22 protein-coding genes are annotated in these 19695 nt (G+C 72.0%); 13 read left to right on the top strand and 9 right to left on the bottom strand.

Features of this window, described 5'->3' with window-relative positions:
- Position 1 precedes the first annotated feature (1 nt).
- Together ACZ6TB_RS02020 and ACZ6TB_RS02015 are read right to left on the bottom strand one after the other, a co-directional pair.
- The gene (locus tag ACZ6TB_RS02020) at positions 2-730 is read right to left on the bottom strand and encodes an esterase family protein (RefSeq protein WP_465549542.1); all 729 of its coding nucleotides are present in this window, start codon (positions 728-730) and stop codon (positions 2-4) included.
- Positions 727-3378, bottom strand: a complete 2652-nt coding sequence (locus ACZ6TB_RS02015; protein ID WP_465549540.1) for an ATP-binding protein — start codon at positions 3376-3378, stop codon at positions 727-729. The genes ACZ6TB_RS02020 and ACZ6TB_RS02015 overlap by 4 nt, the downstream gene beginning before the upstream one ends.
- 108 nt (positions 3379-3486) lie before the next feature.
- On the opposite strand from ACZ6TB_RS02015, the gene ACZ6TB_RS02010 reads away from it, so the two are divergent.
- Together ACZ6TB_RS02010 and ACZ6TB_RS02005 are read left to right on the top strand one after the other, a co-directional pair.
- Positions 3487-4113, top strand: a complete 627-nt coding sequence (locus tag ACZ6TB_RS02010; RefSeq protein WP_465549538.1) for a dihydrofolate reductase family protein — start codon at positions 3487-3489, stop codon at positions 4111-4113.
- Between the two features lie 3 nt (positions 4114-4116).
- Positions 4117-4872 (top strand): alpha/beta fold hydrolase, encoded by a 756-nt coding sequence (locus ACZ6TB_RS02005; RefSeq protein WP_465549536.1) that lies wholly within the window; start codon positions 4117-4119, stop codon positions 4870-4872.
- Here the strand turns inward: ACZ6TB_RS02005 and ACZ6TB_RS02000 are convergent.
- Positions 4847-5734, bottom strand: coding sequence for a LysR family transcriptional regulator (locus ACZ6TB_RS02000; RefSeq protein WP_465549534.1), 888 nt, complete (start codon positions 5732-5734; stop codon positions 4847-4849). The two genes, ACZ6TB_RS02005 and ACZ6TB_RS02000, sit on opposite strands and share 26 nt — an antisense overlap.
- A 94-nt stretch (positions 5735-5828) precedes the next feature.
- Between ACZ6TB_RS02000 and ACZ6TB_RS01995 the strand changes: the two genes are divergently transcribed.
- Positions 5829-6449 (top strand): LysE family translocator, encoded by a 621-nt coding sequence (locus tag ACZ6TB_RS01995; RefSeq protein WP_465549532.1) that lies wholly within the window; start codon positions 5829-5831, stop codon positions 6447-6449.
- A 33-nt stretch (positions 6450-6482) separates the two neighbouring features.
- A complete protein-coding gene (locus tag ACZ6TB_RS01990; RefSeq protein ID WP_465549530.1) occupies positions 6483-6971 on the top strand; it encodes a pyridoxamine 5'-phosphate oxidase family protein in 489 nt (162 codons plus the stop codon).
- Here ACZ6TB_RS01990 and ACZ6TB_RS01985 read toward each other — a convergent pair.
- Together ACZ6TB_RS01985 and ACZ6TB_RS01980 are read right to left on the bottom strand one after the other, a co-directional pair.
- Complete coding sequence (locus tag ACZ6TB_RS01985; RefSeq protein WP_465549528.1) at positions 6952-7707, bottom strand: AraC family transcriptional regulator; 756 nt, start codon at positions 7705-7707, stop codon at positions 6952-6954. The genes ACZ6TB_RS01990 and ACZ6TB_RS01985 overlap by 20 nt on opposite strands.
- A 37-nt stretch (positions 7708-7744) precedes the next feature.
- Positions 7745-8047: a putative quinol monooxygenase gene (locus tag ACZ6TB_RS01980; RefSeq protein WP_465549526.1), complete on the bottom strand. Its 303-nt coding sequence runs from the start codon at positions 8045-8047 to the stop codon at positions 7745-7747.
- A 151-nt stretch (positions 8048-8198) separates the two neighbouring features.
- On the opposite strand from ACZ6TB_RS01980, the gene ACZ6TB_RS01975 reads away from it, so the two are divergent.
- Entirely contained in the window at positions 8199-8372 is a 174-nt protein-coding gene (locus ACZ6TB_RS01975; protein WP_465549524.1) for a hypothetical protein, read from the top strand.
- Between the two features lie 94 nt (positions 8373-8466).
- Positions 8467-9045 carry a DUF308 domain-containing protein gene (locus ACZ6TB_RS01970; protein WP_465549522.1) on the top strand — a complete coding sequence of 193 codons (579 nt, stop codon included), beginning with the start codon at positions 8467-8469 and terminating at the stop codon, positions 9043-9045.
- 9 nt (positions 9046-9054) lie between these two features.
- Here the strand turns inward: ACZ6TB_RS01970 and ACZ6TB_RS01965 are convergent, their stop codons facing one another.
- On the bottom strand, positions 9055-9222 hold the full coding sequence (locus ACZ6TB_RS01965; RefSeq protein WP_465549520.1) for a hypothetical protein: 168 nt from the start codon (positions 9220-9222) through the stop codon (positions 9055-9057).
- Between the two features lie 184 nt (positions 9223-9406).
- Between ACZ6TB_RS01965 and ACZ6TB_RS01960 the strand changes: the two genes are divergently transcribed.
- The gene (locus ACZ6TB_RS01960) at positions 9407-9778 is read left to right on the top strand and encodes a hypothetical protein (RefSeq protein ID WP_465549518.1); all 372 of its coding nucleotides are present in this window, start codon (positions 9407-9409) and stop codon (positions 9776-9778) included.
- Positions 9779-9814: 36 nt separating this feature from the next.
- Here the strand turns inward: ACZ6TB_RS01960 and ACZ6TB_RS01955 are convergent, their stop codons facing one another.
- Complete coding sequence (locus ACZ6TB_RS01955; RefSeq protein WP_465549516.1) at positions 9815-10444, bottom strand: hypothetical protein; 630 nt, start codon at positions 10442-10444, stop codon at positions 9815-9817.
- Between the two features lie 9 nt (positions 10445-10453).
- Entirely contained in the window at positions 10454-11188 is a 735-nt protein-coding gene (locus ACZ6TB_RS01950) for a winged helix-turn-helix transcriptional regulator (RefSeq protein WP_465549514.1), read from the bottom strand.
- 188 nt (positions 11189-11376) lie between these two features.
- Here ACZ6TB_RS01950 and ACZ6TB_RS01945 point away from each other — a divergent pair, with 188 nt between their 5' ends.
- From ACZ6TB_RS01945 to ACZ6TB_RS01935, 3 genes are all read left to right on the top strand, one after another.
- Complete coding sequence (locus ACZ6TB_RS01945) at positions 11377-11736, top strand: nuclear transport factor 2 family protein (RefSeq protein WP_465549512.1); 360 nt, start codon at positions 11377-11379, stop codon at positions 11734-11736.
- A gap of 100 nt (positions 11737-11836) precedes the next feature.
- Complete coding sequence (locus tag ACZ6TB_RS01940) at positions 11837-13402, top strand: MFS transporter (protein WP_465549510.1); 1566 nt, start codon at positions 11837-11839, stop codon at positions 13400-13402.
- A gap of 118 nt (positions 13403-13520) precedes the next feature.
- The gene (locus ACZ6TB_RS01935) at positions 13521-15155 is read left to right on the top strand and encodes a PAS domain-containing protein (RefSeq protein WP_465549508.1); all 1635 of its coding nucleotides are present in this window, start codon (positions 13521-13523) and stop codon (positions 15153-15155) included.
- A 2-nt stretch (positions 15156-15157) separates the two neighbouring features.
- Here the strand turns inward: ACZ6TB_RS01935 and ACZ6TB_RS01930 are convergent, their stop codons facing one another.
- A complete protein-coding gene (locus ACZ6TB_RS01930; protein WP_465549506.1) occupies positions 15158-15898 on the bottom strand; it encodes a phosphatase PAP2 family protein in 741 nt (246 codons plus the stop codon).
- A 239-nt stretch (positions 15899-16137) separates the two neighbouring features.
- Between ACZ6TB_RS01930 and ACZ6TB_RS01925 the strand changes: the two genes are divergently transcribed.
- The 3 genes from ACZ6TB_RS01925 (at position 16138) to ACZ6TB_RS01915 (ending at position 19651) form a co-directional block, all read left to right on the top strand.
- Positions 16138-18399, top strand: a complete 2262-nt coding sequence (locus ACZ6TB_RS01925) for a helix-turn-helix transcriptional regulator (protein WP_465549504.1) — start codon at positions 16138-16140, stop codon at positions 18397-18399.
- A 15-nt stretch (positions 18400-18414) separates the two neighbouring features.
- Positions 18415-18759: an STAS domain-containing protein gene (locus ACZ6TB_RS01920; protein WP_465549502.1), complete on the top strand. Its 345-nt coding sequence runs from the start codon at positions 18415-18417 to the stop codon at positions 18757-18759.
- Between the two features lie 67 nt (positions 18760-18826).
- Positions 18827-19651, top strand: a complete 825-nt coding sequence (locus ACZ6TB_RS01915) for a MarR family winged helix-turn-helix transcriptional regulator (RefSeq protein WP_465549500.1) — start codon at positions 18827-18829, stop codon at positions 19649-19651.
- Positions 19652-19695: the final 44 nt, after the last annotated feature.

Below are 19695 nucleotides of genomic sequence, written 5' to 3'. Positions count from 1 at the left end.
GTCAGCAGAAGCGGGGCAGGTGGTGGGCGACCTGGGCGCGCCACGACGGCCAGTCGTGCGGCGTGTCCGGGCCCCACATGTCGAGCTCGTGGCGGATGCCCTTCTCGGCCAGCAGCTCGGCCATGCGCGGCGTCGAGGCGAGCGTGCCGGTGGTGTCCTCCCACTGCCCCTGCCCGCAGACCAGCAGGATCGACAGGCGCGAGCGCAGCCAGTCGAGGTGGTCGCCGTGCAGGTTGGCCACGTAGTCGGGCGGGCTGTTGAAGTAGGCGGCGTCGCCGCGCTCGCCCCAGCCGTTCCACGTGCCCGGGTCGAAGTTGCCGGAGAAGCACAGCGCCAGCGGGAACAGGTCGGCCCGGCGGAAGGCGAAGTTGAGGGCGTGGAACGCGCCGAGCGAGCACCCGGTGGTGACGATGTCGATGCCCTCGCCGGTGCCGGCGCGGATGTGCGGCACGACGGCGCCGAGGATCCACGATTCGTAGAGGCCGTGCCGGCGGGCGCGTTCCTCCAGCGGCAGGTGCTGGGCCGACCAGGTTCCCTCGTCGTACGAGTCGACGCAGTACAACTTGATCCGGCCGGCGTCGAGCAGCGGTTGCACGGTCGCGAGCATCCCGGTGTTCGCCCACTCCCAGGCGTTGCCCTTCTCGGTCGGGAACACCAGCACCGGCCGGCCCCAATGCCCGTAGGAGAGCACCGTCCCGGAGGTGCCGTCCGGCCCCTGCAGCGTGGTCATAGCAGGCCCTTCTCGTGTGCCCGGGCGGCCGCCTCGGTACGGGTGGCCACCCCCAGTTTGGTCAGAATGCGCGCGACGTGCGTCGCCACGGTGTTCCCGCTGATGAACAGCTCGGCCGCGATCTGCCCGTTGGACGACCCCCGGGCCAGCACCCGCAGCACCTCCAGCTCGCGGGCCGTGAGCCCGAAGTCGTTGCGCGCCGGGGCATCCGCGGTCAGCCGCCCGCGCTGCCGCAGCTCGCCGATCCGGGCCAGCAGCGGCGCGGCCCGCAGCCCGGCCGCGATCGCGTGCGCCTCGTCCAGCCGCAGCGCCGCGCCCGGCCGGTTGTTCGACGCCAGCGCCGTCGCGGCCGCGTCGACCAGCACCACCGCCGTCTGGTAGCGGTTGCCGAGACCACGCCACGCCGCCGCGGCCCGGTCCCAGCCGGGCAGCGCCGCCGCGGCCAGGGTCAACCGGTGCGCCTCGGTCTCCGGCGTCGCCGCCGACTTGGCGTCCAGCAGGTCGGTCAGCTCCGCCATCCGCGCCGCCACCGCCCCGGCCACCGCCCGGTTGCGGGGCGCGGCGGCGCGGCGGGCCCGCGCGGCCCGGGCGCCCTCCAGCGCCAGCCGCAGCGCGTCCACCGGCATCCAGTCGGTCCGTGCCGCCTTCAAGTGCTCGCGCAGGATCCGGTCGGCCGTCTCGTGGTCGCCCTGGTCGCAGGCCCAGGCGAGCCGCTGGATCACGATCTCGGAGTCGAGCTCGTCGGCGGCCTGCGTGTGCACGGAGAACTCGACGAGCTGGCGCAGCAGCGGCTCGAACCGGTCGATCTCGCCCCGGCAGCGGGCGACGTCGGCGACGATCAGCCGCAGCGCGGCGGCGTAGAGCGGGGGCGGAACGTCGGCGAGGGCGTCCTCGGCCACCGCCACCGCCTCGTCCCACCGGCCGAGCCGGCGCAGGCCGACGGCGCGGGCCAGGGCGAGCATGCTGCCGCGGTCGCGGCCGTGCCCGCGGCGCTCGGCCGCCCGCTGCCCGGCGAGGGCCAGCTCGACCGCGTCCTCGTAGCGGCCGGCGTGGCCCAGCATCAGCGATTCCCACTGGAACGAGGTCAGGTACGTGTGATCGTCGTCGGCGAAGCGGCGGGCCTCGGCGAACATGCGTCGCGCCTCGGCCACCTCGCCGTCGGCGCCCGCGAGCACCGCCAGCACGAGCAGCGCGGGCGCCCGGAGACCGTCCTCGTCGGCCAGCCGCAGCGCCTCGGCCGCCTGCTCGCCGCTCGCCGCCGGCCGCAGGGCGCCGATGCCGATCGTGGCCAGGGCCGACAGCAGGCGGCTGCGCAGACCGGGTGGCGCGTCGGCGGGCAGCAGCGCGATCGCTCGTTCGAGGTCGGGCGTGCCGCCGCCGTCGAGGCGCTGCCGCAGCCGGCCGCGCAGCGCCAGCAGCGTCGCGAGACGTTCCGGCTCGGTGGCGTCGTCGAGGAGGTCGAGCGCCGCCGTGGTCAGCTCGACGCCGCGGGCCGACCGTCCACTGGCGAGCGCCGCCGAGGCCGCGCGTTCCAGCACGTCCACCCGATCCGGCGCCTGGCCCCGGATCAGCTCGAGCAGATGCAGCTCCTCGTCGCGGGCGTGCAGCCGGCGGGCCCGGTCGGCGGCCCGCCACGCGACCGGCAGGGCCTGGTCCGGGCGGCCCGCCGCCATCCAGTGCTCGGCCAGGGCGGTGCTGTCCGGCTCGCGCCCGGCCAGATCGGACGCGCACCGCTCGTGCAGCCGGCGGCGTTCGCCCGGCAGCAGGGAGTCGTAGACGGCCTCGCGGATGAGGTCGTGCCGGATCGCGCACTGGTCGTCGTGCACGGCCACCAGACCCCGGTCGACCAGGCCGCGCAGATGCGGGTCGTCGGCGGGCGCCGACCCGGCGACGGCGAGCAGCGAGAGCAGCTCGCGCTCGGGGCCGGGCAGGTCGCCGACCCGGGCCAGCAGCAGCGCCCGCAGGTCGGCGGCCGGCGACTCGCCGGCCCCGAGCGCCTCGACGAACAGCGGATTGCCGCCGCTGCGCCGGTGGATCCGCTTGATGCGGGCCGGATCGGCGGGTTGCCCGTCGACGGCGGCGAGCAGGTCGGCCACCTCCCGCCGGCCCAGCGGCGGCAGCGGGACGTGCACGACCTCGCCGCGGCGGCCGAGCTCGGCGAAGAGGCGATCGCCGGTCCGCATCGAGCCGATGGTCAGCACGGCGGCGCCGGCCAGGTTGCGGACCAGATAGGCGAACAGCTCGCGGCTGGACTCGTCGGCCCAGTGCAGGTCCTCCACGACCAGCACCACGGGTCGTGCTTCCGCGGCCTCCGTGACCACGGCCAGCACCTCCTCGAGCAGCCGGGTGCGGCCGGAGCCCTCGGGCACGAGCTCGTGGAAGGGCCGGCCGAGCCCTCGCATGATCGCCACGAACGGCACGAACGGCGCGCCCTGCGAGCCCAGCTCCAGGCAGCCGCCGGTCAGCACGAGCGGGTCGCCGGGAAATGCGGCCACGGCGTGCTCGATGAGCCGGGACTTGCCGATCCCCGGCTCGCCCGAGATCAGCACGGTGACCGGCCGGCCGGAGCGGGCGCGCTCGTACGCCGCGAGAACCGCCGCGCTCTCCGCGACCCGGCCCACCACGACCGGGCTGACCACCGACGTCACCAGGCCACCCCCCAACCCGGGCCCGATGTCATCAGGTCTGACGACGACCGCCCGGCCCCCGGCAGGAGAACCTTAACCGGCAGTCACCGAGACCGAAGGAGCACCGAAATGAGCAGGACCGTCGTCGCCAACATCGCGCTCTCCCTGGACGGCCGGATCTCCGGCCGCAACGGCGAGTACGACATGGGGTGGATCGTCCCGCACGCCATCACCGCCGGCGCCCGCGCCCACATGGTCCGGGTCACCGGCCCGGCCACCACCGCCCTGCTGGGCCGCAAGAACTACCAGGGCTTCGGCGGCTTCTGGCCGGGCGTGGCCGCCGACGAAAATGCCGACCCGGCCGACCGTACGTTCTCCCGCTGGCTCAACGGGGTCGAGAAGGTGGTCTTCTCGACGACGCTGACCGGCGCCGACCTGGCCGGCGCCGACCTGGCCGGCGCCGCATGGGACGGCGCCCGGATCGCGGACGCCGAGCCCGCCACCACCGTCCAGAAGCTGCGCGGGCTCGACGGCGGTGACATCATCGTGCTGGCCAGCAGCAGCGTCATCCGGCAGCTGCTCGACGCCGACGAGGTCGACCGGCTGAGCATCACGCTCTGCCCCGAGACCGTCGGCGGCGGCGCGCGGCTGTTCTCCGACGGCCTACCGGCCGGTTCGTGGCGGCTGACCGACTCGACGACCACCGAGAGCGGGGCGCTCTGCCTGCTCTACGACCGCGTTCGCACGGAGGCCTGAGGAATGGACCTGTACTTCGAACGGCACGGCTCCTCGCCCGACCCGCAACGGCCGCCGCTGCTGCTCATCCACGGTGGCGGCTCGACGATCGAGTCCAACTGGGGGCGTCTCATCCCGGCGCTGGAATCGGCGTACCGGATGATCGCCGTTGAATTGCAGGGTCATGGGCGTACCGCCTCGGGCGAGGGTCCCGCGTCGTTCGAAGGCTCGGCCGATCACGTCGCCGCGCTGCTGGAGCGGGAGGAGGCCGGGCCGGTCGACGTGCTCGGCTTCAGCAACGGCGGCCAGGTCGCGATGCAGCTGGCCGCGCGGCATCCCAAGGCCGTCCGGCGGCTGGTCGTGGCGTCCGCGCCCTACCGCCGGGACGGCATGATCGACGGCTTCTGGGAGGGCATGGAGGCGGGCACGTACGCGGACATGCCCGCGCCGTACCGGGAGGCGGATCTCGCGGTGAGCGGCGATCCGGCGCACGCCGAGCGCATGTTCCACCTCGACCGCGAGCAGATGCTGACCGGTTTCACCGACTGGCCGGACGAGCTGGTCGCCTCGATCTCCGCGCCCACGCTGGTGGTCGGCGCCGACCAGGACGTCGTCAAGACCGGCCATTTCGTACGGCTGGCCTCGCTCATTCCCGGAGCCCGGTTGCTGATCGTCCCCGGCAGCCACGGCGACTACCTGGGCGAGCTCATGTCGGCGGCCGACCTCGGCCCGATGCGGCGCACGCTGCCGTTCATCACCGGCTTCCTGGATCAGGGGTAGCGCCCGCGGCGCGCACGAGGGCGTCGAGGAGCGCCGCGGTGGCCGGCGGGTCGGGTGGCTCGCCGTAGGTGGCGGCGTAGATGCGGCGGGGCGGCGCGGGCAGCCGGGTCGCCGTGATCGCCGGGTGCTGATGGGCGCGCAGGGCCAGCCCGGGGATCGTGGTGACGCCCATGCCGGCGGCGACCAGGCTCTGCATGACCACCATGTCGTCGGTGGTGTAGGCCAGCCGAGGGGAGAAGCCGGCCTGTTCGCACATCTCGACGAGGTGGGTGCGGCAGCGCTCGCAGCCCGCGATCCAGGGCTTGCCCGCGTGGTCGGCGAGGGCCGGCCCGCCGCCCGTGGTGAGCAGGTAGAGCGGGTCGTCGAGCAGGTGGGTCAGGCGGACGGAGTCGTCCTCGGGGCCGGTGTCCTCGTAGCGGAAGATCAGGGCGACGTCGACCTGGCCGGCGCGCAGCAGCTCCAGCGCGTCCTCGGGGTGGGTGTCGGTGAGGCCGAGCTCGAGGCCGGGGTGCTGCCCGGCGAGGGCGGTGGCGGCCGGTGGGACCAGCGAGCTCATGACCGAGTTGAAGCCGGCCAGCCGGACCCGGCCGGCGTTCAGTCCGACCAGGGCGGCCAGCTCGGTCGTGGCCGAGTCGACCCGGCCGACGATCTCGGCCGCCCGGTCGGCCAGCAGGCGGCCGGCCGGGGTGAGCCGGATCCCGCGGCCGACCCGCTGCACGAGCTGGGCGCCGAGCTGCGTCTCGAGCCGGGACAGGTGATGGCTGATCGAGGGCTGGGTGTATTGCAGGTCCTTGGCGGCCGCGGTGACACTTCCGTGCCGCCGCACGGCGTCGATGACGCGGAGCTGAACCAGAGTCACCATGCATAGATTTTAGACATGTATTCGGGCGGAAATTGGCATTGGACTTATCGATTGCCCGGCGGCAGGGTCGTTATCGAGCCCTACGGAGGAAACCATGCTGACGTTCGCGATCGCCGCCCTGGTGCTGATCATGCTGCCGGGGCCCGACCAGGCCCTGATCACCCGCAACGCGCTGGTCGGCGGCCGCCGCGGCGGGCTGCTGACCATGGTCGGCGGCGTTCTCGGGCTGAGCGTGCACGCCGGCGCCGCCGCCCTCGGGCTCTCGGCGTTGCTGCTCGCCTCGGCGGCCGCCTTCACGGTGCTGAAGATCGTCGGGACGGTGTACCTGCTGTGGCTGGCGGCGCAGATGCTGTGGTCGGCGCGGCGGTCACCGGACCCGTCGGCGGCGGAACCGGTCGGTGCGGCGCCGGCGCGCCGGTCCGCGTACCTCCGCCAAGGTTTTCTGTCCAATGCCCTCAATCCGAAGGTGGCGCTGTTCTTCGTCACCTTCCTGCCGCAGTTCCTCAGCCCCGGCAGTGGCTCGCCGCGGGCCGAGGCGATGCTGCTGTCCGCGATCTTCGCGGCGCTCTACCTGGCGTGGTTCGGGCTGTACGTCGCCGCCGTCGAGCGGCTCGGACGCTGGCTGCGGCGCCCGCGAGTGAAGGCCCGCATCGAGCAGGTCACCGGGCTGCTCCTGGCCACCGTCGCCGTGCGCCTGGCGATCGCCACCAACTGACTACTTCGCGCCCCATTCATGAGGAGGACTCCCGTGCAACCGAACGAGATCACCGAGGTTCTGGACCGGCCGCTGAGCCGGGAGCTGCTGGCCCGCGACGTGGCCCGGATGGCCTACGTCGCCAAGGACGGCACGCCCCGCGCCATCCCGATCATCTTCGCCTGGAACGGCTCCGAGATGGTCGTGTGCACGCCGAAGAACGCCCCGAAGCTGCACGCCCTGAAAGCGAACCCGATGGTCGCCCTGACCATCGACACCGAATCGCATCCGCCCAAGATCCTGCTCGTCCGGGGCCGGGCCGAGCTGGACTACGTCGACGGCATCCCGGACGAGTACATGCAGCAGACCAGCACCTACGAGATGACGCCCGAGCAGCGGGTCGAGTGGGAGCGGGAGGTCCGGTCGCTCTACCGCGACGGCATGGTCCGGATCGTCGTGACCCCGACCTGGGCCAAGCTGATCGACTTCGAGACCACCCTGCCGAGCCCGGTCGAGGAGCTCATCAAGGCGCGGAGTAGCTGAGCCGGTACTGCGTGGGCGTGCGCCCGGTCAGCTCCTGGAACGCGGCGTTGAACGCGGACAGCGAGTTGTAGCCGACGCTGAAGGCGATCGCGGTGATCGGGAGGTCGTCGTCGGCCAGCTTCTCGACGGCGGCCAGGATCCGCATCCGGCGCAGGACCGCCCGCCAGGTCATGCCGGTCTCGTCGGAGAACCGCCGGGCCAGCGACCGCGGCGCCAGGCCCACCTCCTCGGCGATCTCCTCGAACCGGGCCTCGTCACCCAGCCGCTGCTCGGTCAGCCGCAACGCCTTGCGCAGCTCCGGCGAGCGGCCGGCCGGCACCACGACCGGGCTCGGCCGTTCGGCCAGCCGCCAGCAAACCGCTCCCAGAGCGGCGAACAGCGTTTGGGCGTACGCCGGAAGAGGCTCCTCGCTCGGACCCCAGGCGCCGCATTCGGTGAGCAGGGCGCCGGCCAGACGGTTCAGATCGAACACGGTCAGCGGCGCGGGCGGCGCCGGCACGAAGGCGGTGTCGAACAGCACCGACGAGGTCGTGACCGGCCGCGGGATGCTCACCCGGATGGGCCGCCCCGCCTCGATGAGGGCGGCCCGGGCCGGCGGCAACAGCCACGCCTGCCCCTGCGCCTCCAGCCGCAGCACGCCGGCCGAGGCGCAGAGCAGGTAGTGGCGGTCGACGCAGAGCTCCCGTTCGGGCTCGGCGGGGAACGTCCGGACGAAGCTGTACGCCGGGCGGGTCATCGACGCTCTCGCACGAGCTGATCGTAAGCGTCCGGGGTCAGCCCACGGTCTCCATCAGCTCGGCCCGGAAACGCCGGCTCACCGGCGCGCCGGCCATCATCGGGCGGAGCACCTCGCCGGAGCGGGCGAAGGAGGCCGAGTCCAGGTAGCCCGCGAACGACGCCTCGTCCTGCCACTCGTGGACCACGGTGACCTGGGTGTCGTCGTCGCGGTCGGCGTACACCCGGAAGGCGATGTTGCCCGGCATGCTCCGCACCTGTCCGCGTTCCCGGTCGAGCTGGGCGAGGGCGGCCGGACGGTCGGCGGGCGCGGTGCTGAAGTCCAGAATGGCGATGAACATCGAAGATCTCCTCGGTTCGAGCGGCGATGGCCGCTGGGTGACCGTTCGATCGTCGCCCGCCGGCGGCCGGCCTGCCGCCGCCGGTCGGACAGGTTCACGCTGCCATCGGACAGGCTGGACCGGGCCCCGCCGCGGGTCCACACTCGGAAGCATGAGTTCGCCACCCGGACACGACGAGCGGCTCACACCGTGGCTGATCCACGATCTGCCGAGGATCGCGTGGATCGTGGAGTACCGCCTCGCGGAGCTGAGCGACGACGAGCGGCAGATCGTGCGCGACGCGATCGCCCGCATGCAACGCGCCCTGGAGCGCGACGCTCCCTGACCTCGGTTCATCCCGCTCATCCGACGCGGATGAGCCCTTGTGCCCGGCCGGTCCCGCACACTGACGGCTCCGCGAGCGATCGTGAGGAGTGTCGATGTTCGAGGGACGCATGCTCCAGGCCGAGCGCAGCAAATACTGGTGGGTCGAGCTGGTGGCCGGGATCGGCTGGCTGGTCGTCGCCTGGCTGGTGCTGCGCGCGAACGTGACGTCGCTGGCCACGGTCGGCCTGCTGTTGGGGGTGCTGTTCATCGTGGCCGGCCTCAACGAGGCCTTCGTCGCCACGTTGGTCGGCGGCGGATGGAAGGTCCTGCACTGGGTGATCGCGGCGATCTTCGTGCTGGGCGGGCTGTGGGCGCTCATCCGCCCGGTCAACACGTTCTTCGCGCTGGTCTCGGTGCTGGGCCTGGTGCTGCTGCTGGAGGGCGCCTTCGAGATCGTCCGGGGCGTCTCCTCGCGCGCCGAGAACCCGTACTGGTGGCTGGGCCTCGTGGTCGGCGTGCTGCTGATCCTGCTCGGCCTCTGGGTGTCCGGTTCGGACCGAGTCTTCAACCTCCAGGCGCGAGCCTTCCTGGTCCTGTTCTGGGTCGGCCTGATGGCGCTGATCCGCGGCGTCACGGCGATCATCCTGGCGTTCGCGATCCGGCGGGCGGACCGCTCCCTCGCGGCGGTTTGAGCGGCGCCCTCAGTTCCGGCGCTTCAGCGGCAGCCAGACGGCCGGCTCGTCGATCGACGGCCACGTCTCGGGGCTCGTCGCGGGCCGAAAGCGGAAGCGGGCGTCGAACGGTGTCCAGAACCGCTCGTAGTCGCGGATCCGCTGCCACCCTTCGTTGTCCCACCCCGGCGTGTTCACGAGACAAATCGTCGCATCTTCCCCTACTGTGACCGCCGCAACTCGGCCAAGCTGTGGCGACTCCCCGAAGACTTGGGGATCGTCAAGCAGCGGGCACCGCTGTCGGCCGCAATGGCCGGCGTGGTGGGCGCACGCACGGGCGACCGGGGCGGCGATTATGATGGACCGTCAGTAAACCCGGGGGATGAGGCTGCAGATGATCAATGTGCAGGAGTTCGCGCGGCGGCTGAGCACTCTCGGAGCTGATGCCTTCACCAGCGACGACGTCGTGGACCTGGCGACGGCTGCCGACGTGCGCATCAACGCCGACATCGAGATCGACGCCTCGCTGGCGCAGCGCCTGCTCGACCAGATCTCGCCCGCGCTGCCGGTGACCGGAGCGCAGATCGCGGCGACGCAATGGCCGCCGCCCAAGTCTTCGCTGCCGGCGGCGCCTTCGGTGTCGTTCTCCAGCCCCGGCGCCGTCGACGGCCCGGCCGATCAGCCGGGCCGGCCCCGCAGTTCCGGGCCTTCGCGTGGCGGCCGGCGACCCGGCTCTCGACGAACGGGCAGGTGAACCGCTCTCCCGTCAGCCGGCCGGAACGCATTTGCCTCACACCGGCGAGTGCTCGGCCGGCCTCAGCTCGCGATGGGATGGCTGGGGCGTGGCGGCCCATGCCCAGAGGGCGAACCCGGCGGCGAAGGCCAGCATGGTCAGCACACCCCGCGGCCAGAAGATGTGGCTGTCGATGAACGAGTAGCCGGCGCCGAGGAGCACCACCGTGCCCACGAGAACCCGCGGGCCGTGCCGGACACCCAACGCGACCGTGCCGGCCAGCACGGCGACCAGCAAGGCGTACACGCCGGTCCGGCCGAGCAGGTCACCGACGTCGTACAGGGCCAGCACGAGCCGGCGAAGCTCGGCTTGGTCACCGCTCTGCCCGGCGACCGTGCCGGCCGCGATTCCCGCTACGGCGTCCAAGCCGGTGTAGCCGGCCGCGTAGACACCGGCGCCGATCCAGGCGACGACGGTGGCAATCCCGGGCACATCGAGCCGGGGCCGGCCGCGCAGCAACACCACGAAGCCCAGGGCGAGCAGCGGAAAGACCGGCAGCAGCACGATATGCAGGTGCACCCAGTCGTGCGCGGTGGCGGCCGACAGCCCGCCCGGATGGGCCAGGCCCGCGACTGCCAGCAGCAACGGGCCGACCGTCACGAGCAGCCCCGTTCGCAGCCCACGCATCCGGCGATGCTACCCACCCGGACCGGCGGGAGACGCCGCCGGCTCGGGGATGTCGCGGTTCCGCCGTTGTTCGCCCCGCTGCAGGCTGTGGGCGAATAACGTGGTGTCGAACCAGGTGGGGAAGGCCTTGGCCAGGCGGCTCGGCCCCAGGAACCGGGCGTGTCCGTTGGCGACCAGGTCGCGGAAGGGCGCTATGCCGACGAGCCAGCGGTGCATCTGCGCGGTGTCGGCCTCGAGGGCCAGATCGACGGCCAAGCCTTGATCGTCTCGGCAGACCGTGATGGCTGGGCGCTGGATGTCGAGCCAGCCCTGCGCGCCGCCGGCCCCGGTGAGGACGAGGTGCACCACGGTGCGTGTTTCGGGGAGCTTGGCGGGAATGGCGAGTTGATGCGTCCGCCAGATCAGGGTCAGGCCGTCGCACTCCTCGCTGCCCGGATCGCCGAACATCCATTCCGCGGCCCAGGCGCCCATTGCCCAGACCACCGACGTCAGCGCCTGACCGGCCGGAGTCAGCGCATAGACGCCCGGGCGCCCCGACGGACCCGCTTCATGCGTCAGCAAACCGCGTCGCTGAAGCTCGCGTAGCCGCTGCGCGAGCAGGGTGCGACTGACCCGGGGGATCCCTCGATGGATCTCGTTGAACCGGCCGGCTCCGACCATCACCTCGCGGATGATCAACGGGGTCCAGCGGTCGCCCAGCACCTCGACGCTGGCGGCGATCGGGCAGTACTCCCTGCGGTTCATCTGGACATCATGCGCCCGCCCGGCGCCACCCAGTAGTACGAATTCTGTACCGTCGAGAACCGGTCGACCAGCCGTTCGGCGTGCTGGTCGGCCCGGTTCATCCCGCTTCGCCCTAGCGCCGGAGCGGGCGTGCGGCGGTACGACATCATCACTGGCCGGCTCGCCACCGGACTCCGCATCCTCGTGACATGCACGCTGACCCGATTGTCACCGAGACCGTTGTCCGTAACCATCTGCTGGCATTCGTCGAGCAGAAGCCCATTGCCGCGATAGTGAGCGACTACGCCGACGACGCGATCTTCTACACCGAAGCCAGGATCTATCGCGGAAAGCAAGAGATCCACGGCTTCTTCGAGAACTTCATCGCCTCGCTGCCGGCGCAGGCGGTCAACCGTTTCAAGCTCACCAGCCTGCGAGCCGATCGGAACATCGCGTACATCACCTGGCGGGTGGGCGACGACATTCCGTTGGGCACCGACACCTTCGTCGTGGACAACGGCAAGATCATTTCACAAACCTTTGCGATGTACGCCGTCGCGGCGCACTAGATCGGTCGGCGCGCACCACCGCTTGTCCGTCGACCGATGGACAAGCGGGTCGGGCCCTCGAGGGACATCGCCAGTCCACGGGCGATGCGAAGATCGACGCATGCCTCAGCCCGACGCGCCCGTCACCCGCTCGAAGAACATAGCCCTCATCGCGATGCTGCTCGCGGTGGCGATGACCTTCATCGACCAGACCATCGTGGCGATCGCCTCGCCGAACATCCAGTCCGAGCTGTCGCTGAGCGCGGAGGGCTCGCGCTGGGTGATCAACGCTTACCTGCTGGCGCTGGCGGCGACGTTCGCCTTCGGTGGGCGGCTCGCCGACGTGCTGGGCCATCGCCGGATGGCGACGATCGGCATCCTCGGGTTCGCCGTGTCCTCGCTGCTGTGCGGGCTCACCCCGAACAACGGCGCGGCCGAGGCGTGGATCATCATCTTCCGGGCGCTGCAGGGCGTCTCCGGCGCAATCATGATCCCGGCCGCGCTCGCGGTGGTGGTCTCGGCGTTCCCGGTCCGCGAGCGCGGCCGGGCGATGGCGATCTTCTTCGGGGTCAGCGGCGGCCTCACCGCGATCGGCCCGATCGCGGGTGGCTTCCTCACCCAGTGGACCTGGCGGGCGATCTTCTGGATCAACGTGCCGATCGCCGTGATCGCGCTCATCCTGCTGGCCGCCGCGCATATCGCCTCGACCCGGCGCCGGGAGCGGATCGACTACGTCGGCGCCCTGCTCGCCGCGACCGGCATGGGCTTGTCCGTGCTCGGCTTCGAGCAGGCGCCGGTGTGGGGCTGGGACAACGCCGGCACCTGGCTGTGCATCGTCGGCGGCCTGGCCGTCATCGTGATCTTCGTGTTCGTCGAGGCACGTACCGGCAGCCCGCTGATCAAGGTCCGGATCTTCCGCGATCGTGCCTTCGTCGTCGACAACGCGGTGCTGTTCCTCTCGATGATCGCGTTCATTCCGGTGTTCTTCTTCGCCAGCGTGTACGCCCAGTTCTCGCTCGGCTTCGACGCCAACGAGGCCGGCCTCTACCTGCTCGTCTTCTTCGCCGGCTTCGCTCCGGCGGCCCAGGTCGGCGGCCGGCTGCTGGACTCGGGCGGCGCCCGGCTGCCGGTGATCGCCGGATCGGCGGTGGCGGCCGTCGGCTTCGCGCTGTGGGCCTGGAAGATCACCGACCTCAGCCTGGGCGCGCAGTGGCCGTACATCGTCATCGCGGGGGCCGGGATCGGCCTGCTGCTCGGGCCGGCCAGCACCGACGCGGTCAACCGGGCGATCGGCGCCTCGTACGGCGAGGTCACCGGCATCACCCAGACCGTGCGCAACTACGCCTCGGCGCTCGGCGTCGCGGTGCTCGGCACGGTGCTGTCGACGGTCTTCGCCCACCGCCTGGTGTCCTCGCTGGTCGCGCTCGGCGTGCCGCGGTCGCAGGCGCAGAGCCTCGCCGATTCGGCCGGCGCACAAGGCGGCGGCAGCGGCGGCGCCATCCCGGCCGCGGTGGCCGACACCATCCGGCACGACTTCGCCGTCGCCACCGGCTGGGTTCTGGGCGGCATGGCGATCGCCCTGGGCGTCTCCTTCCTGGTGTCCCTCGCGCACCCCGGCGGCCGATCGCCGCAGGGCGGGACGGCCGTGGCGGCTGACGAGCCGGCCACGGCGGTGGAGCCCGCCTGACCGCCGGCACGCCGACGCCGGACGGCACGCGGCGAGACCGCGGCCGCCCGGCGACGAGCCATAGCGCTACGTATATGAGCGCGTGGACACACAGCAACGCCGCTGGTACTAGTTAGGCGTGCTGAGGGCCATCGAATGGATCGTGCTGGGCATCGGGAGCCCGGCCGCCATCGTCTACGGCGTCCGCCGTCACCGACCCGCCCGGGCCGGGCCCTGGCTGCTGCTCGCCGGCGCTGTGGTGGCCAGCGGCGCCGGCGACGTCCTGACCGCGTTGGACCGGCCGGGCGTCGCCGCGTTCTGCTTCTACGCCATGTTCGTGCTGATCGCCTGGAGCCTGCTGCAGCTGACCCGGATCGGCGCGATTCTCGTCGACCGGGCCCGGCTCATCGACCTGCTCGCGTTGGCGTGCTCGACGCTGCTGGTGGTCTGGGTGTTCGCCATCGGCGATGCCGGCCAGATCGGGGACGTCTCCGGCGCGTACGTCATCGGAGCCCTGCTGCTCTTGGCGGTGGTCGCCCGCGTGCTGGTCGCCGTGGGCCGGAACGTCTCGGCCGCGCTGCTGGTCGTCGGCGCGGTGGGTGTCCTGGTCAGCGACATTCTGCAGCCGCTGTGGCCGGGCCGGCTGAGCGAGTCCGGGTTCGCGGTGCTCTACCTGGCCTGGGGCGCCGCCGCGCTGCACCCGTCGATGGTCCGGCTCACCGAGCCCGCGACGCCGCGTCCGAGCCCGTGGCGTGGGCGCTGGGCGGCGCTGCTGGGCATCTCGGTTGCCACCCCGCCGGTGGTTCTGCTCGTCGAGGCGGTTCACGGCAGGGTCGGCGACGGGGTGGTGATCGCCGTCGCCGGTGCGATCACTCTTCTCCTGACCATTACGCGGCTGACCGACTCGGTGACCCTGAACGGTCAGGCCCTGACGCGTGAGCGCGGCTTGCGGCAGGCGAGCGCCGCGCTGGTCGCCGCCGCCGACACACCGGCCGTGGATGAGGCCGTCCGAGCGGCGATCGCCCAGCTCATGCCGCCGGACGCGATCCGCAGCATCGTCTTCGCCGTCGACGACCGCCAGCTCACGCCCGAGTCGGTGCCCGGCCCCGAGGCCGGCCCGCCGCCCCGCAGCTGGTGGATCGACGACGCGGACCACGACTACGCCACCCTGGTCTGCCCGCTCTGGCTGGAACCGCTCGCCGTCGCCAGGCCCGGCGGTGGAGCCCTGATCCTGGTGGGTCGCCGGGACACCCTCACCGCCACTCGCGACTCCCTCGAGGTGCTGGCCGGTCAGGCGGCGCTCGCACTGGATCGCATCTCCCTGGTGAAGGCGGTCGGCCGCCGCGACAGTGACCTCTATCTGCGCGCGGTGATCCGGAACAGCGCGGACATCGTGGTGGTGATCGACGAGGACCAGCGCATCCGGTACGCCAGCCCGTCGCTGCGTGAGCTGCTCGGCCTCGCCGAGCTTCCGCCGCTGGCCACACTCGACGACCTGGTGCATCCGGACGACCGCGACCAGCTGCGTCAGGCCTTCCGCGGCTCCGGCGACGGTGTGGTGTTCTGCTCGCTGGTGCGGGCCGACGACAGCCAGGTGCTGGTCGAAGCCACGTACCGCGATCTGCGTGCGGACCGCCTGGTCCAGGGTTTTGTCGTGACGATGCGGGATTTTCCCCATGGCTATAAGCCGGACGTGCTGCCCCAACGCGACAACCTGGACGAGTTGCCGGCCCGGGTGAACCGGCGCAGCGCTCGGGACAAGTTCCGCTTCTAGGCTCAGCGCTGACCGGCCAGGGCCGGCAGCCGGTCGAGATCCTCCCGCGGCGGCGACTCGATCATGTCGGTGCGCCGCGGCCGGAACGATCCGGCCGCCAGCCAGCACAGCGTGGTCAGGGTTGCGCCGGCGATCGCGTCGACGAGGTAGTGGTTCGCGGTGCACAGCACGGTGATCACCATGGCCACCGGCAGGGTGACCGCGACGAGCCGGAGCAGCACGTGCCGGGACGCGGCGGCGATGGCCAGCCCCATGACCAGGTCCCAGCCGACGTGCAGGCTGGGCATGGCGGCGTACTGGTTGGTGAACATCGCCGGCTGCAACACCCGGTAGGCGTGCGCCCCGACCGTGACGGTGTCGGTCATGCCGAGACCGGCCAGCCGCGGCGGCGCCACCGGGAACGTCGCGAAGATGACCAGCCCGATCCCGCCGGACAGCAGCATCGTGTTGCGGGCCCGCAGATAGACGGCGGGATGCCGCCGCGCCAGCCAGATCAGCGTTACCGCGATGACCGGCCAATGACCCCAGATGTAGATGTCGTTCAGCACCGTACGCAAGAAGGGCATGCTCATCACCGACGCCTGCCATCCGGGTTCGTGATAGAGCCCGAGCGCGCGTTCCAGGCCGACCACGGAATGCGCGTTGCGTACGGCCTCGGTGGTGGCTGCCTGGGTCGCCCCCCGGACCAGGAAGTACGCCGCGACGGCCGCGACCATGATGGCCACCTGTGGCAGCAGACGCACGCGCTCGGCGGTGTTTCCCGGTGGCCGCAGCCGGTTTCTCCCCGTGATCATTGACATGCTTCGGAGCCTGGTCGTTCGCGCCCGCCGGGCCATCCGGCATCGACTCCGACGTCTCCCTGAACTTCGCGGTGCGGTGCCCCGTAAGGGATTTGGCCGTTCCGTTCGAGAACCTCAGGGTTCGGGTGCCGCGGCTCGTCATCCGACAGCGGCGGTGTGCCGCGCGGAGTAGATTCGCAGATGTGGATCCCAAGATCGGCCACGATCCGCTGGAAGCCGCCGGGCCGGCGTTCGAGCTGCTCGAGGCGAAACTCGAGCCGCCCGCCCACCGATCCGGGACCGTCGTCCGCACGGCATTGCTCGAGCGGCTCGACGCGATGCGCGACGTCTCGGTGATCGCCGTGGCCGCGCCACCCGGCTACGGCAAGACCACACTCCTCACCCAGTGGGCGAAACGCCGCGGACCCCGTACGGCGTGGTTGTCCTGCGACGATTTCGACAATGACCCCGCCGTGCTGCTGACCTGTCTCGGCGCTGCTCTCGGCCGGGTCGACTCCGGCGCGCGGGCGGCGTTCCGTACCGTCGCCTCGTCCGCTCGGGGTCCGGCCGCCATGTTCGAGCTCACGACCGCTCTCTGCGCGATCGACCCCGTCTCCATCGCGATCGACTCCGCCGAGGCCGTGACCGGCTCCGAGTCGCGCGGGATCCTCGGCGAGCTGGCCCTGACCCTGCCGCGGGGGTGGCAGCTGGCGATCGCGTCGCGGTTCGCGTTGCCGCTGCCGATGGGGCGGCTCCGGACCGCCGGCAAGATCGTCGAGATCGGACCGGCGGAGCTGGCCCTGGATCCGGCCGAGGCGAAGGAGCTCATCGCGGCCGCCGAGGTCGACGTGCCGCCCGCCGAGTTCGACGATCTGATCTCGCGGACCGAGGGCTGGGCCGCGGGCCTCTACCTCGCGGCGCTCGCCATCCGGGCCGGCACACCCCACCGGGACGCCGGGTTCGCCGCGGCGCGGAGCGAAAGCTTCATGATCGACTATCTCCGCTTCGAGCTGCTCGACCGGGCGTCACCGGGGGAGGCGTCGTTCCTGATCCGGACGTCGGTGCTCGACCGGATGAACGGCCCGATGTGCGACGCGGTGCTGGAGACCACCGGCTCGGCACGCGTTCTCGCCGATCTCGCCGGCCGCAACATGCTGGTCGTCCCGCTGGATCGCAACGGCGAGTGGTATCGCTACCACCACCTTCTCCGTCGCCTGCTCGGCGCCGAACTGCACTGTCGGGAGCCGCAGCGCGTCCGGCCGCTTCACCTGCGAGCGGCCGAGTGGTTGCGGCACCACGGCATGCCGGAGGCCGCCATCCGGCAGGCGCAGGCGGCCGAGCAGGCCGATCTCGTCGCCGAACTGGTCCTGGACGCGGCCCAGCCGGTCTGGGCGAGCGGCCGCGTGGAAACCGTCCTGCGCTGGATGGAATGGCTCGAGCAACGCCACTCGGTCGAGCGGTACCCGGCCATCGCGGTGCACGGGTCCCTCATTCTGGCGCTGCTCGGCCGGGCCGGCGAAACGGACCGGTGGGTGGCCGTCGCCGAGCGGGGCGAGAGGTCCGGGGTCCTCTCCGACGGCAGCACCGTGCCGAGCGTTCTCGCCTATCTGCGTGCCCTGCTCTGCCGGGACGGGGTCGAGGCGATGCGGCGCGACGCCCGGGACAGCGGGGCCGGCCTCAGCCCGGACAGCCCCTATCGCGTGTCGACCACGCTTTACGTCGGCATCTCGTACCTGCTCCAGAACGACTTCGACCGGGCCGATCCGATCCTGGCCGGCGCGTTCGACGACGCGCTCGCGGCCGGGGCGCCGCCGGTAGCCGCCCTCGTCCTCGCCGAACGCTGCATATCGGCCGCGGCCCGGGGCGACATGACCGAGGTCGAGAAGCTGGCCGCGCGGGCGCTGGCCATCGTCGAGGAGGGGCATTTCGAGGAGTACTGGACCAGCGCCCTGGTTTTCGCCCAGGCGGCGCTGGCCGCGTCGCACCGCGACGACCCGGCGGCGGCCCGGCGGCATCTGGTTCGCGCGACCCGCTTGCGACCACTGCTCACGTACGCGTTGCCGGTCGTCTCCGTGCAGGCGCTGCTCCAGATGGCGCGCAGCTACCTCGCGCTGGCCGACGCCGACGGCGCCGCCGCGGTCCTGCGGCAGGCCGCCGCCATCCGCCGTCGTCGCCCCGACCTGGGAAACCTCTGGAGTCAGGCCGGCGAGTTACAGTCCCACCTGCGGCACCTGTCCGCGACCGGCAGCGGGATTTCCTCGCTGACCGTCACCGAGCTGCGCCTCCTGCCGTTGCTGGCCACTCACCTGTCCGTCGGCGAGATCGCGCAGCACCTGCACCTCTCCCCGGCAACGGTGAAGACGCAGACCGCATCGATGTACCGCAAGCTCGGCGTCGCCGGGCGCGGCGCCGCGGTGGCCCTGGCCGGCGAGCTCGGCATGCAGGACCGAGCCGGGCGAGGTTGATTGCTGGAGGCGGTCATGAACGCGGAGATCTGGAGTTACGACGTCAGTCGCGTCGGGCAGTCGGCGACCGTCGCGTTGTCGGGCGAGATCGAGATGAGCGTGAGCGGCGACCTGCTGCGCGTCCTCACGGCGGAGCTGCGCCGCGAGGGCACCACGACGGTGCGCGTGGACCTGGCCGCGGTGACATTTCTCGGATCGGCCGGGATGCAAGCCCTCGTCGAAGCGCGGAAGCTCGCGGAGGACCGGGGTCAGCGGTTTGCCGTGGTCGGCGCGAACGGGGTACCGCGCGAGGTTCTGGACGTCACCGGCCTGCTGGCGTTTCTGGAGGAAACCCGTCCCCCTGGACGCGACGACGACTGAGCGTTGATGAGTCCTGCCAGTATCGGCATGAGGCCACGCTGGTCACGACCCGAGGAGATCCCGACCGATGCAGCACCCGCCGGCCAAGATTCACCGCGTTTTCGAGCTCGTCGAGCCGATCGCCACCGTCACGTTCTCCGAGGTGCCGACCGAGGCGTTCCTGGCGGTGGGCATGCGCAACTACTGGGACGGATACTTCGCGGGCCGGGCGGCGCCGCTGGGGCCGGCGCCGGCCGAGGTGGTGCACGCGGTCTTCTACAACTTCGCCGACGGTGAGGTGGCCCGCCACATTCCGTGGGTCTGGGGGAAGGTCACCCCGCAGGAGGCGATCGCGGTTCGGGAGCGGGGCAGCGCCACCGCCCTGCGGCAGATGATCGGACCGCTGGCCGAGTCGCCCGCCCTGGTGCGGGTCGCGGACCTGGCCACCCGGGCCGGGGTCAGCGCGCCGGTCGAGGGCCGCGTGCTGTACGCCGGGCTGCGGGCGCTTCCGGTGCCCGAGGAGCCGGTGGCCAGGCTCTGGCACGCGACGACGCTGCTGCGTGAGCACCGGGGGGACGGTCACAACGCCGCCCTGGTCGCGCACGGCATCGGCGGCACCGAGGCGCACGTCCTGCTGGCGCTTTCCCTCGGCATGCGAGCGCAGGAGTTCGGCCGGGTCCACCACCTGCCCGCGGCGCAGCTGGCCGCCGTCGTCGACGGGCTGCGCGACCGCGGCCTGGTGGACGCGGCCGGCGGGTTGACCGACGCCGGCCGGCAGATCAGGCAGCGGGTCGAGGCCGTCACCGACGAGCTGGCCGCCCCGGCGTACCGCGTGCTCGACGCCGGTGAGCTCGACGAGCTGATCGCGGGGCTCGAGCCGATCGCCGCCGCGGTGCAGGCCGCCGACAACTGATGCCGTCGATTTCGCTGAAGGGCTGCGTGCCCGCGGACGAGAGT

Source organism: Actinoplanes sp. NPDC051537, from assembly GCF_055586105.1.
Note: the sequence above shows the minus strand (reverse complement) of the source record. Positions and strands in the feature narration are given on the sequence as shown.